Annotated in this window: 16 protein-coding genes and 1 tRNA gene; 10 read left to right on the top strand and 7 right to left on the bottom strand. The window is 63.9% G+C overall.

The annotated features are described in order from the left end of the window. Nucleotides 1-346: 346 nt before the first annotated feature. On the top strand, nt 347-1,405 hold the full coding sequence (locus tag GFY24_RS18175; RefSeq protein ID WP_194852916.1) for a tryptophan dimethylallyltransferase family protein: 1,059 nt from the start codon (nt 347-349) through the stop codon (nt 1,403-1,405). A gap of 2 nt (nt 1,406-1,407) precedes the next feature. Then, a complete protein-coding gene (locus GFY24_RS18170; RefSeq protein WP_153806191.1) occupies nt 1,408-2,136 on the top strand; it encodes a hypothetical protein in 729 nt (242 codons plus the stop codon). A 301-nt stretch (nt 2,137-2,437) separates the two neighbouring features. On the opposite strand, the gene GFY24_RS18165 is transcribed toward GFY24_RS18170, so the two are convergent. From GFY24_RS18165 to GFY24_RS43750, 4 genes are all read right to left on the bottom strand, one after another. Continuing rightward, on the bottom strand, nt 2,438-2,896 hold the full coding sequence (locus GFY24_RS18165) for a type II toxin-antitoxin system VapC family toxin (RefSeq protein WP_153806190.1): 459 nt from the start codon (nt 2,894-2,896) through the stop codon (nt 2,438-2,440). Then, nucleotides 2,886-3,155, bottom strand: coding sequence for a type II toxin-antitoxin system Phd/YefM family antitoxin (locus tag GFY24_RS18160; RefSeq protein ID WP_153806189.1), 270 nt, complete (start codon nt 3,153-3,155; stop codon nt 2,886-2,888). Before GFY24_RS18160 ends, GFY24_RS18165 begins: the two co-directional genes overlap by 11 nt. 177 nt (nt 3,156-3,332) lie before the next feature. Continuing rightward, on the bottom strand, nt 3,333-3,482 hold the full coding sequence (locus GFY24_RS43755; RefSeq protein WP_375336057.1) for a hypothetical protein: 150 nt from the start codon (nt 3,480-3,482) through the stop codon (nt 3,333-3,335). Nucleotides 3,483-3,539: 57 nt separating this feature from the next. Continuing rightward, entirely contained in the window at nt 3,540-3,743 is a 204-nt protein-coding gene (locus GFY24_RS43750; protein ID WP_375336062.1) for a transposase, read from the bottom strand. Nucleotides 3,744-4,583: 840 nt separating this feature from the next. Here GFY24_RS43750 and GFY24_RS18145 point away from each other — a divergent pair. Continuing rightward, the gene (locus GFY24_RS18145; protein ID WP_309230999.1) at nt 4,584-4,829 is read left to right on the top strand and encodes a helix-turn-helix domain-containing protein; all 246 of its coding nucleotides are present in this window, start codon (nt 4,584-4,586) and stop codon (nt 4,827-4,829) included. Between the two features lie 28 nt (nt 4,830-4,857). Next, nucleotides 4,858-6,153 (top strand): tyrosine-type recombinase/integrase, encoded by a 1,296-nt coding sequence (locus tag GFY24_RS18140; protein WP_153806188.1) that lies wholly within the window; start codon nt 4,858-4,860, stop codon nt 6,151-6,153. 112 nt (nt 6,154-6,265) lie between these two features. On the opposite strand, the gene GFY24_RS18135 is transcribed toward GFY24_RS18140, so the two are convergent. Next, nucleotides 6,266-6,336, bottom strand: a tRNA-Lys gene (locus GFY24_RS18135). Between the two features lie 202 nt (nt 6,337-6,538). Here GFY24_RS18135 and GFY24_RS18130 point away from each other — a divergent pair. Then, nucleotides 6,539-7,525: a hypothetical protein gene (locus tag GFY24_RS18130; protein ID WP_153806187.1), complete on the top strand. Its 987-nt coding sequence runs from the start codon at nt 6,539-6,541 to the stop codon at nt 7,523-7,525. 23 nt (nt 7,526-7,548) lie between these two features. Further along, nucleotides 7,549-8,310, top strand: coding sequence for a hypothetical protein (locus GFY24_RS18125; RefSeq protein ID WP_153806186.1), 762 nt, complete (start codon nt 7,549-7,551; stop codon nt 8,308-8,310). Between the two features lie 163 nt (nt 8,311-8,473). Here GFY24_RS18125 and GFY24_RS18120 read toward each other — a convergent pair whose 3' ends face one another. Then, entirely contained in the window at nt 8,474-9,208 is a 735-nt protein-coding gene (locus tag GFY24_RS18120; RefSeq protein WP_153806185.1) for an IPT/TIG domain-containing protein, read from the bottom strand. A 141-nt stretch (nt 9,209-9,349) separates the two neighbouring features. Continuing rightward, the gene (locus GFY24_RS18115; protein ID WP_153806184.1) at nt 9,350-9,610 is read right to left on the bottom strand and encodes a hypothetical protein; all 261 of its coding nucleotides are present in this window, start codon (nt 9,608-9,610) and stop codon (nt 9,350-9,352) included. A gap of 99 nt (nt 9,611-9,709) precedes the next feature. Here GFY24_RS18115 and GFY24_RS18110 point away from each other — a divergent pair, with 99 nt between their 5' ends. The 4 genes from GFY24_RS18110 to GFY24_RS18095 all read left to right on the top strand — a co-directional run bounded on the left by GFY24_RS18110 (nt 9,710) and on the right by GFY24_RS18095 (nt 13,667). Further along, complete coding sequence (locus GFY24_RS18110; protein ID WP_153806183.1) at nt 9,710-10,453, top strand: IPT/TIG domain-containing protein; 744 nt, start codon at nt 9,710-9,712, stop codon at nt 10,451-10,453. Nucleotides 10,454-10,628: 175 nt separating this feature from the next. Next, nucleotides 10,629-12,365, top strand: coding sequence for an S-layer family protein (locus tag GFY24_RS18105; RefSeq protein ID WP_153806182.1), 1,737 nt, complete (start codon nt 10,629-10,631; stop codon nt 12,363-12,365). Nucleotides 12,366-12,544: 179 nt separating this feature from the next. After that, nucleotides 12,545-13,357: a GH25 family lysozyme gene (locus GFY24_RS18100; RefSeq protein WP_194852915.1), complete on the top strand. Its 813-nt coding sequence runs from the start codon at nt 12,545-12,547 to the stop codon at nt 13,355-13,357. Further along, the gene (locus GFY24_RS18095) at nt 13,344-13,667 is read left to right on the top strand and encodes a hypothetical protein (RefSeq protein ID WP_153806180.1); all 324 of its coding nucleotides are present in this window, start codon (nt 13,344-13,346) and stop codon (nt 13,665-13,667) included. Before GFY24_RS18100 ends, GFY24_RS18095 begins: the two co-directional genes overlap by 14 nt. The last annotated feature ends 395 nt before the right edge of the window (nt 13,668-14,062 follow it).

Here is a 14,062-nt window from a genome sequence, read left to right as displayed (position 1 = left end):
GGAACCTTCTGGGCAACAGTGGATGTGGTAATTCCTGTTGCTACCAGGAGGTTCCGTTCCATCGGGCCACTTCCGGCAACCTCCCGCACGGTCTGTTCCCTAAACGATCAGAACCCGGACAGGCACTGAGCTGAACATGATTTCGAAGTGTGATGCTTGACGCTCAATACCGCTGTCATGTGTCTGCGCTCTGCGGTAAGCGTCGTCGTAATTTACTGTCGCAGTGGTGAATTCGCGTACGGGGAGACGCGTGCACGATGGCGATGGAGCATCCATGATCAGCCCTGACCTGGCCTCGGACAACCGTATCGATGAAAAACCTTTGCCTGAACGAACATTCGCAGATGTGGCGATCACTGATCTGCACGGAATCAGCGCGGCGCTCGGTGACAGTGGCGCGGACGTGGCGGGTCTGGTGACTGCGCTGTTCGGCGGCTGGGGGGACGGCACGTTTGGGGATACCCCGCCGACGACGTCGAAAGCGGATGTGACAGATGACAATTCGCCTTTCGAGTACTCCGTGGTCTTCGGCGAGGGCCGCCGGGAGGTCCGGGTCGGTTGCCAGCCGCAAGGGTCGGTCCGGCCTACCGATCCCTCGAGCAGCTGGGTAGCGGGATGGCGGACCCTGCAGGATCTGCAGGGTATCGGGCTTGCCGACCTGACCGCGGCGCAGCGGGTCCGCGAAGTATTCGAACCGCGTGCTGAAAGCGCCATGTATGGAATGGGTTTGGCGGCGGCGCTACGGCGGGGCGGCCCGCCACTGATCAAGGTGTATTTCGATCCGACGGCCGCCGGGCCCGGCCACAGTCGGGCGCTGATCGCCGAAGCCATGGCTCGCCTCGGCCTCACCGAGGGCTGGGAGTGGCTGAGCGACAACGTGCTTGATCGTGTGGAGACCGGTTTCTCGGTATTCGCACTGGATTTGAATGGTGGTGAGCACGCCCGGGTCAAGATCTACACCACCGGCGATTTCGCCGATGTCCCCACCGTCGAAGCACTCACCTCGCCGTTGCCGGGGTGCGTCCCAGGCCGGGCAGCCCGGTTCTGCGCGGACCTGCTGGGGCCGGATATTCGATTCGACCGGCGCCCGCCGATGGTCTGTTGGAGCTTCACCTCGGCGACTCCGGCCCACCCCACCGAGGCGACGCTGTACCTGCCGATCCGCTGCTACGTCCGCGACGACGCCGCCGCGCTGCGCCGGGTGCAACGGCTGCTGCCCGCCGGGCAATCGGCCGAGTTCGCCACCGCGGTCGCCGCCATCGCCCGTCGCGACCTGGCCGCCGGGACCGGCCTGATCGCTTGGGCAGCAAGGAAACTCGCCAGCGGTGACCCGGACAATCTGACGCTTTATCTGTCGGTCGAGGGCTACTCGGCCGGTCCGATCAACCCCACGAAAGGCGACTGAGAATGAAATCGATGCAGGACTACATCACGGCGCGGGAGGCGGAACTCACCGCGCACCCGGCCTTCGAGCGCTTCGACCGGGATGAGGCACTCGCCACCATTCTGCCGTTCATGTCGGTGGCGACCTTCTGGGTCATGGGTTTCCAGGACGCGGTCCGGCTCACCGCCGAGATCATCGAGGATCCGCAGCTGAAAGTCCTTGCCGAGCAGCATCGCAAGGAGGACGCCGGCCATCAGGTGTGGTTCCTGCAGGACCTGGGCACTATCGACGGCGCGGTGCCGGACGTGCGCACTCTGTTCGGCCGGACCCACGAGACCACCCGTGATGTCACCTACGCGCTGATCTCCGAAATCTATCGCGCCGAGGAAGACATCGAACGGATCGTCCTCCTGCTGGTCATGGAGGCGGCGTTCCGCGCCGCCCTGCCGCATGCCCTGAGCTACGTACAGCGCATGGGCGTCGACGCCGAATTCCGTTTCATCGGAGCCGAACACCTCGAAATCGAGGCCAATCACGCGATCATCGGCGACACCATCCAGGAAACCCTGGAGGCAATCGTCCTCGACGAAGCCGCCCGCACCCGCAGCATCGCATTGGTAGACCGCGCCTTCGCCCAATTCCTACGATTGTTCGAATTCTTCGACGCCTACCTGAACAAGATCTCCGAGACCACAGCCGAACGCTACGCCGAGCGCGAGCAAATCATCCGAACCCAGGCGACCGCCGGATAGATAAACCCAGCATCCGACACCCCTGTTCGAGCCAACCCCGAAAACGACTCAGGTGAGAGCCTATGTAAGGCCCTCACCTGAGTTTTTGCGCCATCAGGGACTTGAACCCCGAACCCGCTGATGGCGAGTTCCGGTCAATTTGCTGGTGGTGCTCTAGAAATTGGTGTGAGGTGTGAAGTTCTGGGGTCGGGTGGGTACGCCCCGCATGCCTGCGCGCGGGAAATGTGCGCAGTGACCCCGAAGGTTTGGGGCTATCCCGGGGCGGATCGAGTCTGCGCGCTCATTCGCCGCAAGCAAACCTCTACCGGGATCTCGGTACGTCGGGTCGTATCACGGGAACCAGGGTCAGCAGTTCATCCAAGCCGCGGAAGTCGTCCGGGTTGGTGGTGAACAGCGGCAGATCTTCAGCGATGGCCACGGCAGCGATCATCAGATCCGCGATGCGGCGGCGCGGCTTGCGCCCGACACTGATGACGCCGGCGCACACTCTGCCGTAGATCCGCGCGGCTTCCACGCCGAATGGGATCGGATCGAATTCGTTCTCCGCACGTTGGAGCACGTCCAGGCGGCGGGCGCGCTCGATGTGCTCGTCGTACTCGGATTGTTCGTCGTTGCGGCGCACCTCATGTGGACCTGCCGACAGCTCCGCGAGCGTGATCGCACAGATGGCCATAGCCGACGGCAACTGCTCCGGATCGATCCATCGGCGCAGGATCATGATGTTGGTGTCGAGCAGGCCCTGTTCGTGGTCAGCGGGCATACGGATCGTCCATCTCCTGATCGGCGGTGACGTCCTGATCGGCGCGGAAGGCGTCGATCGAGATGTCGGGTGCGCTGCGTGACATCGCGGCGAACTCGGCGCGGGAAACGAACCTCCTGCGCCGACGCAAGGGAATCAACTCTCCGATCTGATGCCCATCCCGGGTGACGGTGAACGCTTGTCCCTGCTGGACGGCATCCATGATCTCCTTCGACCGATTCCGTAGGTCGCGTTGGGTGATCTCAGGCTGTGCGGGCATGAAGCAATCGTAGCGCGATGTGCCATACGGTGCTACTGAGTGGCACCGTCCGGTAGTGCCGGACTCGCGAGCGCGTACACCACAATGCGTTACGACCGTGCCCGCACCCACCTCGACTGCCACCCCAACGCCTAGGGAGTGTTTCGAAGTGGTGAGGGCGGGTGGACCGGCCCGCCCTCACTGGTGTCGTAGCCATTGGTTGATCGCGGCGATGTGGATGGTGGCCAGGTAACGGATGGCGAGTTTGTCATAGCGAGTGGCCACAGCCCGATGCTGTTTGAGCTGGTTGATGCCCCGTTCGACCGCGTTGCGGTCGCGGTAGATCACCGAGTCGAACGCCGGTGGACGGCCACCGGCGCGGCCTCGGTTGCGGCGGTGTGCGGCCTAATCAGCGGGAACCGGGATGGTCACCCGGATACCGCGGTGCCGCAACCATTCCCGGTTACCCCGGCTGGAATACGCCTTGTCGGCCAAAACCCGCACCGGCCGCACCCGCGGCCACCCACCCTCGGTTTTGGGCACCTCGATCCCGTCCAGCACCGCCGTCATCTGCGGACTGTCACCCGCCTGACCCGGCGTGTAAGAAATTCCCAGCGTGGTCTGCAGTCCAGAATAGAATCCATCAAGAATCGGCTTGGGTGGCCAAAATTGGATCCCGCAGAGCGAAAGGGGTTGGAGGATGAGCTTGGCGAGGCAAGTCGCCTTCTGGATAAGAGCAAGCTTTATGTACCGAACTGACTAATAGCAGCTATCCGTTACAGCAATTGGAGAAAGTAGTGCATGCAATGCAGGCGGGCTGTACGCCACCGAATTACGTTGCCCCGCAACCGATCACCAATAGCGCATCCGGCGTTGGAATGGCGACGCTGGGGTAGGAATCTTCTTCCCGTTCACATGTCCCAGCTGTCGGTATCTGGGCAGCGGTGGGAAGCAGTAGGAATCCGCGACCACCACGCCGAAGTCGCAAAGGCATACGACGATGTGACTCCGATTGGGAGAGCCTCGTCTGCGGCAAGCACTTCCACTTGTCCGGGAGGCGCACGTCGACGAAGTTTCCGGGGGCGTTATGCGATTTTTGGGGTCTGGGGTGCCAGTACTTGGGTGCACGTCCCTCCGTCGATCCAAAGGCCGCCGCTATGTCCAGGACTCTGCACCTACTCCTACGCTCAGCCAACTACCCTCACGCGAGCCCGGTAATAGACAATCCCCGCCGTCACTCGGCGTGGGCGTCGTGTAAGTCGCATGGGCCGCTTATCGGCGCTTCGGCCGTACAGATCCTGGGTCGCAACCGGGCCTATGGTCTCCCCAGGGCGGCGCAGATTCTCGCGAAGACCGTTCAGCCGGGAGCGACTTGACGATTCGGGTCCTATCGAGGGTTGATCGTGCCGCGTCCGGATCCGTATCGGCCGAACAGTCGGGAAAGCGGCTGTGAAGCCCGGGGGCAGCAAGTGTGGCGCGGGAGATGATCTGCCTGGCAAGCGGTGGCTCACTCGTGAGGAAGCGGGCGGATATCTGGGCGTCCACCCCCGCACCCTCGCGAACTGGGCTGCCAAAGGGCAGGGGCCCCGCTACTCGAAGCCGTCGGGCAACTCGTGCATGTATCGGGTGGCTGATTTGGACGCGTACCTCGAAGCGCACATGGTGCACACCGAGGAGCAGCCGGAAGCAGCATGAATAGCCTCCAAAGGACGGAGTAACGCAAATGCCAAGGCCAGCAACTGAGCTCGGCAGCTACGGCGACATCGGGGCCAAAGAGCAGAAGGACGGGCGGGTCAGGGTTTGGGCCACGTTCCGTGACTACGACGGCAAGGGGCGCCTCGTGGAGGCCACCGGGCTGACAGAGAGCAGTGCGAAGGCAGAGTTGCGAAGGAAGCTCACGGCTCGCCAGCGGCAGTACAAGGGCCGCACGCGCGGCAAAATCACTCGCGATACCCGCCTCACGCTGTTGATGGATATGTGGCTCGACGAAGTGAAGAGTGACGAAGGCGTCGGTCAGCAGTCGTATGACCGATACAAGGGGGAGATCGACGCGAGCGACGACAAGCGCGCCAAAAAGGACGCGATCAAGCTGCGTCCCGCTCTCGGCAATCTTCGTGTGTGGGAAGCGGATACAGGTCGGCTCGACGAACATATCCAGTCGATCGCGGCTGCCGGACTGAAGTCGAAGGCCCGGCTGCACAAGGTCATCTTGACCGGCATCATGGGGGTCGCGGTCCGATATGGTGCCCTCGCGGAGAATCCCGTACGAGACACCTGTCGCCTGCGCAGACGCAAGATCAAGCCGCAGCCTATTGAGCGGGAACGCTTGGACGGCTTGCGTTCTCAACTTCGAGAGTGGCTGGCCGGGAACGAGATCCCGGGAACACCCGCGTACACGCTCGGTCCGAAGCGTGATCGGCTCGTGCTCGACGTCGCCGATTTGATTCTCGGCTCTGGAGTGCGGCCGGGAGAAGCGCTGGCGGCGTCCTGGGATCAGTTCGACCTCGATGTGAAACCGGCGACGTTCACGGTATCGGCGACCGTCGTCAGACTTGCCGCGAAGGGGCTGTTTCGGCAGGAGTGGGCGAAATCCGATGCGGGGTACCGGATTGTCGCGCTCCCCGACTTCACGACCCGCATGTTGAAGCGGTTGCGCGACGACCCGAAACAGGTGGGGATGTGTGAGGTGAAGGCGCTTCGTGAAATGGGTGGCGGCGTCGTGGAGGTCGAGGACAAGGTTCTGCTCGTTCCTCCCGGCCGCGGCGGAGTGCTTCGCGATCCGCACAACTTCAACCGGACCTGGCGGGACGCCCGAGGCATGCTGTACAAGGATGTGACTCAGTACACATTCCGGAAGACGGTCGCGACGTTGATCGCCGAGGCATCGGATTCGAAGACGGCCGCGAAGCAGTTGGGGCACTCCCGGGAGGGGGTCACGGAGCGGCATTACATCGCCTCGCCCGAGCGGGCACCGGACTCTTCGGCTGTGCTGGAGTCGGGTTTCGGCGAGGCTGGCTGACGCCAAGGCGGTGGTGGTGCTGAATTCTTGTAGTACTTTTGGATTTTGCCCATCCACCAGGTGAAACCAAAATGCCCCTGACCAGTTTTGCATGGTCAGGGGCATTTTCTTGTGCGCCATCAGGGACTTGCCCCGAACCCGCTGATTAAGAGTCGGCTGCTCTGCCAATTGAGCTAATGGCGCATGCTTGTCCGCGAAGGTTGGGCTTTCGCTTCGGCCGCTCTGCGGTGCGGAGGAACGCTAACAGGGGTGGGCGGTGAAACCGCAATCAGCGCAATCGCGATACTTATCGGCTTATATCATGTTACAGTTTCGATGTCAAACAAGTATGTTTGGGAAAGTCCTTGTAAGCTTGTTTGACACTGCTTCTCAGGAAGGGGATCAGATGGCCGTGGTGGAGCGTGACGTGCTTGCGCGGTTGTTGCCGTTGCTGCGGCGAGCTGGGGTTACCGTGGTGGCTGGAACACAGAAGAATCTGGTGTTGAAGGTGTCGGCGAGTGGTTCTGCCAGCCAAGTGGATTTGAAGGTGGTGCGGCAGCGGCTCTCGCGGAGTTTGGCAAACCGTGACGCAGCGGTTGCCCGGATGCTCTATGCGGCGCCCTCGGCAACGCCCGATGTCGTTGCGGCCGCGATCGCCGGGCGTTTCGATCTCGTCACCGAAGATCCCGAACTGGTGATCGTAGGCGGAGAGATGTTGCTGCGGTCTGAAGAACCGATGCGTCGTCACATCAGCGGCAGGCCCGCGTGGAGCCGAAGCGCGGTATTGCGTGTGCTGGCCTTGACTGCCCGCCCCTTGCAACAGTCCGATCTGGCCGCAGCGATCAGCGTCAGTCAGCAAACCGTTTCCCTTGCCCTGAAAAAGCTTTCGTCGACCGTGACTCGTGACGAGCATGGCTGGATCGCACTCGATGGCGCACTCGAGTCCTGGATGCGCGAGTATCCCGGCCCTGGCGGGACCGTCGGTTACTGGTACGGCCTGGATGATCCTGCGACACAGGCGAATACCGCTTTGCGGTTGCTGGACGAACTGGAGCTGAAGGCCGTGGTGTCCGGCGATCTCGCCGCAGACAGCTACGCGCCCTGGCAGTTACCCGCCACCGTGCGCATGTACTTGCCCGAGATCATTGATTTCACTGTTGCTGGCTTCTCTCCAGCCGAGCCGGGAGACGCGACGATGACCACTGTCGTTCCTGAAGATCCCACTGTCGCGCTTGTTGCCGCCGCCCTCGGAGCCCGCTCCGCCGGTGGTCACCTGCTCGCTGACGCCGCGATCACTTTGTGGGACTTGCTTAATACCAGCACCGCGCCCACCGCAGGCGAAGCGGCCGATCGGTTGCGCGACGCGATCAGCGGTGGGGGGTTCGGTGTCTGATCATCATCGCGTTCCAACTGCATATGGTCTCCACATCCAACGCGGCCGATCGCGGTTTCTTGGCTCTCGCTGATCTCGCGGCCGCCGCCGCAGACCTTCCGGAGGCTTGCTACCGAGTCATCGGTGGCCACATGGTGCAGCTCCTGCAACACATCTATCCGCTGGAAGGTTGGCGGTTGCGCGGCACGGCCGACGCGGACGCCGGTATGGATAAGAAGGCTCTCGTCGCCGCCGAACGGCAGCTCCACGAGCAGATGCTGGCTTTCGGGTATGAACTCGAATCGGGCAATCGCTACACCAAGGTCGGCGACAACGGACGGCTTGACGTGGATATCCTCGTCGCGACGTACGGCAGCGCCGGTCCCAGCGAGATCGCAGGTCGTGCGTTCGACTCGGCGCCCGGTCTGCATCTGGCCGTGGCCGGTGACGCGGTCGTGGCAAGCGCCGGTGTGGATCTGTTCGCGGGCGGCACCATCGAATTCACCGTGCCCGTACCGGATGTCGAATCCGCGGTAGTGCTCAAAGCTCTGGCTTGGCGAAATCGGTTGGCCGACAAGGATGTCGTAGACCTGGCTACGCTGTTCGAAATCGTTCACCAGCATCGTGCCGGGATCCGAACCTGGCGGCTGACCGACAAGCCGCTCACCGGGGCACGTAGAGATGCGGTCGCCGCTCTCGCCCTGCTCGTTTCGAACATCGATCGAGGCGGGTGGCGTGGCGCGTTCATCGGACCCGCGGGCTATTCCCGGTTCACCGCCATCGTTCGTCGTAATGCCGGAATCTGAGCTCACGGGGAGGGACTCGTGAAATGAAAAACGCCCTGACAGTTGGACTGTCAGGGCGATTATCTTGTGCGCCATCAGGGACTTGACAATATCTCTCCGCGGCAGCGCCCACAGCTCAAACCATTATCGGGGCTCAAACCATTGTCGGGGCAAGCGTCAGCCGTCAGACGTAGGTGTACGCCACGCCGTTACTGGTACCACCCGAGCCGGTCACGGTGACCTGTACCGTACCGGCCGACTTGACAGGGGCTACCGCCGTGATCTGGGTCGCCGAGTCGATGGTGAATGTTGTTGCGGTAGAGCCGAACTGTACGGTCAACGGACCAATGAACCTTGTGCCGCTGATCGTGACACTGTTGCCACCCGTGGTGGAACCGGAGGTCGGGGAAATGGTGGTGATCGTGGGAACCGCCACATAGATGAACGAGACTCCGCCGCTGGTGCCACCGGGGCCGGTAACGACAACCGACACGATCCCCGTCCCCGCGGGACTGACAGCCGTGATCTGCGTGTCGGAGTCGACTGTGAATGATGTCGCCGGTGCAGTACCGAAATCGACTGCGGTGGCTCCTGTCAGGCCCGACCCGGTGAGCGTGACTGTCGTCCCTCCGGCGGTGGACCCTTGACCGGGGTTGATGCTGCTCAACGCGGGAACCGCGAGGTAGGTATAGGAGAACCCGTTGCTGACGCCGGCCGGGGTGGTGACAGTGACCTGCACCGGACCGGTGCCGGCAGGAGCGATGGCGGTGATCTGAGTGGTGGAGTCGATGGTGAAAGTGGTTGCGGTGCCGCCGAACAGGACAGTCGCCGGACCGCTGAACCCGGTGCCTGTGATCGTGACACTCGTACCCCCCGTCGTGGGCCCCGAGGTGGGAGACAGGGACGTGATAGTAGGCATGGTGATCTCTCTTTACTCCTGTGCCGATCGTTGCGGCTGCTGACACTTGGTTGCCGGACTTGGGTTGTGGCTCGCTTATTCCATTGATGACCCCGAACCGGCTGCCCAGCAATGCCTTTGCTGGTCCGTTTTCGTTCGGTTTCAGATTCCCGCGCGTGTCGAGGAAGGTGAAGACTCCGAGCCCATGGCCCACAACCATTTACGTAACTGGTCAGCTGTGTCGTCCGGGTAGGGTGTCGGCTCGAGTTTCCGGTTGTGGTGTGAATTGCCCACGCCCGGCGCGAGTTGCGGGCCGTCGTCGAATAGACCCACCTCTACCGCAGCGCCGCGGCGGTCGGCCTGCGCGACAACCACTTCCGGCACGGGATCTGGAAACGGACGAAAGCGGACCAGCAAAGGCATTGCTGGGCAACCGGTTCGGGGGCGTTAATGGAAGCAGCGGGCCGCCAAAGAAATCCGGGGTCATCACCCGGATAGAGCATTCGAGCAGGAGGCTTTATCATGCCTATTTCACCCAATCAGGGGTCAACCGGAGGCGGGACCACCGTCACCATCACCGGGACGAATCTCGGCGGCGCTACCGCGGTGCACTTCGGTTCCAAGTTGGCCACGATCACCGCCAATACGGCCACATCGGTCACCGTGACCTCCCCGTCGGGGGCGGGCACGGTCGGTGTGACCGTGACCACCGCGGGAGGAACCAGCAATCCGTTGTCGTTCTTCTACGTCGGGGCACCGTTCAAGGCCTCCCTGTCTCCGGTCTCCGGTGCCACCGCAGGCCTTAACACAGTGACTATCACCGGAACCGGTCTGTCGACCGCCACCTCGGTGAGCTTCGGCGCCAACTCTGCGACCCCGGCCGTGGTCAGCGACAACATATTGACCGTGGTCGTGCCCGCAGGCACGGCGGCCGGGCCGGTGGGTGTCACTGTCACCACTGCGGGCGGAACCAACAACGGCCTGTCCTACACCTATGTCGATGCGCCCACCGTCACCGCGGTGTCCCCGGCTTCTGGTCCGACGTCCGGCGGTACCGCGGTGACCATCACCGGCACCAACCTCACAACCACACAATCGGTCACTGTTGATGGTGGCACGGCGCCGTTCTCGGTCATCTCCAACACTGAGATCTCCGCGGTCACCCCGGCGGGGACCGCTGGCGCTGTCGATGTCGTGGTCGCGACCAGCGGGGGCAGTGTGACCGATACCGGCGCCTTCACCTACGTCGCCGGGCCGGGTATCTGACGTCGTCCGGGGCCGTGGACCGACGCGGCCTCGGATGACGCCCGCCGGCCTCGGGCAGGCAAGCTACCTGCTTTCTGCCCGAGGCCGGATGCTCGTCCCCATAACCATCCCCCTGCGCCGAACACTCGGTCCCCCAACCAGATCGGGTTGTGGCCCGCTGTCCAAGGAGCTGTTCATGTCCCCGACCATCACTTCCATATCCCCGACCGCAGGCCCCACCGCAGGGGGTAACAGCGTCACCATCACAGGCACCGGGTTCACCGGACCGGCAACGGTACGGTTCGGCGGCACCGCAACCACTTTCACCATCGACTCCACCACTCAGATCACCGCCATCGCTCCTGCCGGCACCGGTGCGGTACAGGTCACCGTCACCACCCCGGCGGGTGTCAGCAACGGTGTCGCCTACACCTACTCCGGAACACCGTCCCTGACCGCTGTGAGCCCGAACCATGGACCGGTGTCGGGCGGAAGCACGGTCACCCTGACCGGCACGAACCTTGCCGGTGCCACAGCCGTCACCTTCGGCACCACTGCCACGGCGTCGTTCACCGTGGTTTCGGCCACCCAGATCACCGCCACAGCGCCCGCCGGGACAGGCGCGGTGCAGATCACCGTCACCACCCCGAGCGGGGTCAGCAACGGTGTCGCCTATACCTACATCGCGGCTCCGTCCTTGACCGGCGTGAGCCCGAATTCGGGACCGGCAGCCGGCGGCACGACGGTCACGTTGACCGGCACGAACCTCGCCGCTGCCACAGCGGTCACCTTCGGCACCACTGCCACGGCGTCGTTCACCGTGGTTTCGGCCACCCAGATCACCGCCACAGCGCCCGCCGGGACAGGCGCGGTGCAGATCACCGTCACCACCCCGAGCGGGGTCAGCAACGCAGTCTCCTACACCTACATCGCGGCTCCGTCCTTGACCGGCGTGAGCCCGAATTCGGGACCGGCAGCCGGCGGCACGACGGTCACGTTGACCGGCACGAACCTCGCCGCTGCCACAGCGGTCACCTTCGGCACCACCACAGCGTCGTTCACCGTGGTTTCGGCCACCCAGATCACCGCCACAGCGCCCGCCGGGACAGGCGCGGTGCAGATCACCGTCACCACCCCGAGCGGGGTCAGCAACGCAGTCTCCTACACCTACGCCGCAGTGCCGTCCTTGACCGGTGTGAGCCCGAATCAAGGACCCACCTCAGGTGGGAACACGGTCACCCTGACCGGCACGAATCTCACCGGCGCCACCGCGGTCACCTTCGGCACCACCACGGCGGCGTCGTTCATCGTGGTTTCGGCCACCCAGATCACGGTGGTGGTCCCGGTGGGGGGCGCCGGGGCCGTCGGCGTCACCGTCGTCACCCCGGGTGGTGCCAGCACTCTGCCCAGCTGCTACTTCTACCTCAACGTCCCCGTCCTCACCGGCGCCGCCCCCGGCTCGGGTCCCCTCGCGGGCGGGAACACGGTCACCCTGACCGGCACGAACCTCGCCGCTGCCACCGCGGTCACCTTCGGCACCACCACAGCGTCGTTCACCGTGGTCTCGGCCACCCAGATCACCGCCACAGCCCCCGCCGGAACAGGCACCGTGCAGATCACCGTCACCACCCCGGGCGGGGTCAGCAACGCAGTCTCCTACACCTACCTGATGGCACCGGCCATCACGGGACTGAGCCCGAACCAAGGGCCTGTCACCGCCGGCAACACTGTCACCATCACCGGCACCAACCTCGCCCAGACCACCACAGTGCTGTTCGGCACCACACCCGCAGCGTTCACCGTCGTCTCCAACAGCCAGATCGTCACTATCGCCCCCGCGGGAGCTGCCGGACCGGCCAACCTCACCGTCACCACCCCAGGCGGTACCAGCACAGCAGCGACCTACACCCGAGTCGCCCCACCCACCATCTGATCCGGCCTCCGGGACTGGTCAGGTCGTGTCGCGGGACCTGACTGGTTTCCAGCCCTTGGGGTGATCGTGATGGGCCGGGCCCTGCGACGTAACGAACTCACACAAGCAGAAAGGGCGGCTCAGATGCTGGCCAACAACGCGAAGGCGATAGGCGGTCGAGCTCGATGACTTTGTACGGGGTGGACATCTCGAACTGGCAGGCCGGCATCAGCATCTCCGAGATCGCCGCAGAGGGCTTCTCGTGGGTCGAGGCGAAGGTGTCCGAGGGCGATTACCTACAGGACCCGACGTGGCTCGGATTCCTGGCATCTGCGCAGGCGATCGACCTGCCGATCATCGGTTACCACTACGCCATGGCCGACTGTGCCCCGGCCGCGCAGGTGCGGACGTGGCTGGCCGGCAACGGCGGCGCGAACGCGATGATCGACTTCGAGGGCGGCGGCGGCGCCATCGGCGACTTCTGGGCACTGGTGCAGGCTTTCAACGATGCCGGGGTGAACGTCGTGCTTTCCTATCTGCCGCAATGGTATTGGGAACAGATCGGGTCTCCGGACCTGTCGCAGGTGCCGGGACTTGTCGCGTTGGCGTACCCGGACGGGAGCGGCGACGCCTGCGACCTGTATGCCGCTGCCGGTGGCGATTCCGGCGAGGGATGGACACCCTACGGCAACGCGCAGCCGCTCATCTGGCAGTTCAGCAATCAAGCGTCCGTCGCCGGGATGAGCGTGGACGCCAACGCATTCCGCGGCGACATCGACGAACTCACCGCATTGATCGGAGACGACATGACACCACAGCAAGCCCAGCAACTGCAGGACATCTGGGACCAGTTACGCGGCCCGAACGGTCAGGGCTGGCCGCAGCTCGGCCACAACAGCGAAGGCCACAACCTCACGCCCGTCGACGCTCTCGCCGGGCTCATCACGACCGTCAACGGCCTCGCCGCCGACGTGCAAACACTGAAGGGAGCCACCACCCATGAACCTCGGTAAACACCAGAAGGCGATCGTGACCGTCCTCGGCGAGGCGATCACCTTCGGCACCGCGGCAACAACCCTGCTGCTCACAGTGCAGCAACAATGGCATGCGGCGGCGGCCGTGGTCGCGGTCATCCTGGGCGTGCTGGGCATCGCCAAAACCCTGTACATGGCACTGACGGCACTGACCGGTACCCCTGCACCGAGCCTGTCCATCGGTACCGTCACCACTGGCGAGACGGCGGCCGCGCAGATCCGTGGCGATGCTCCGCGCCACGTGCTCGATCTCGTGCTGCCGCACACCATGCCTGAGCCCAAGGCCTGAGTACGCCCCAGGCATTCGTAGGGTTCGACGAGCGAGACGTGGCTGCGACGCGGAAGATCGATTGTCTGCCAGACGGTTTCGAGGATGACGCGCGAACGGGCACTGGACAGGAGGGAAACGTTGAGTTCTTCGAGCACACAGCGCAGCAGCCGGAACTACACCCCCGCGTGCACGCGCCGGCCCGGCAGCGTGACTGTGCCGGTGGTCAGTGCCTGGTAGGTGTAGCCGTCGAGCACCGATACCTCGTCGTGCTCCGACGCAAGAGACTCGGGCACGCCAGCACCGAAACAACGCGGCGTGGTCTCTCTGGCGGGCCTGATCATCGTGCGGGCTGTGCGCAGGCATAGGCGTAGACCATCGACGCGTCGGTTTGTCGCTGTGAGGGCTGCTCTGGA

The organism is Nocardia sp. SYP-A9097 (assembly GCF_009649815.1).
Taxonomy (GTDB): Bacteria; Actinomycetota; Actinomycetes; order Mycobacteriales; family Mycobacteriaceae; genus Nocardia.
The sequence above is the reverse complement of the archived record's forward strand: the minus strand, read 5'-3'. Positions and strand labels throughout refer to the sequence as shown.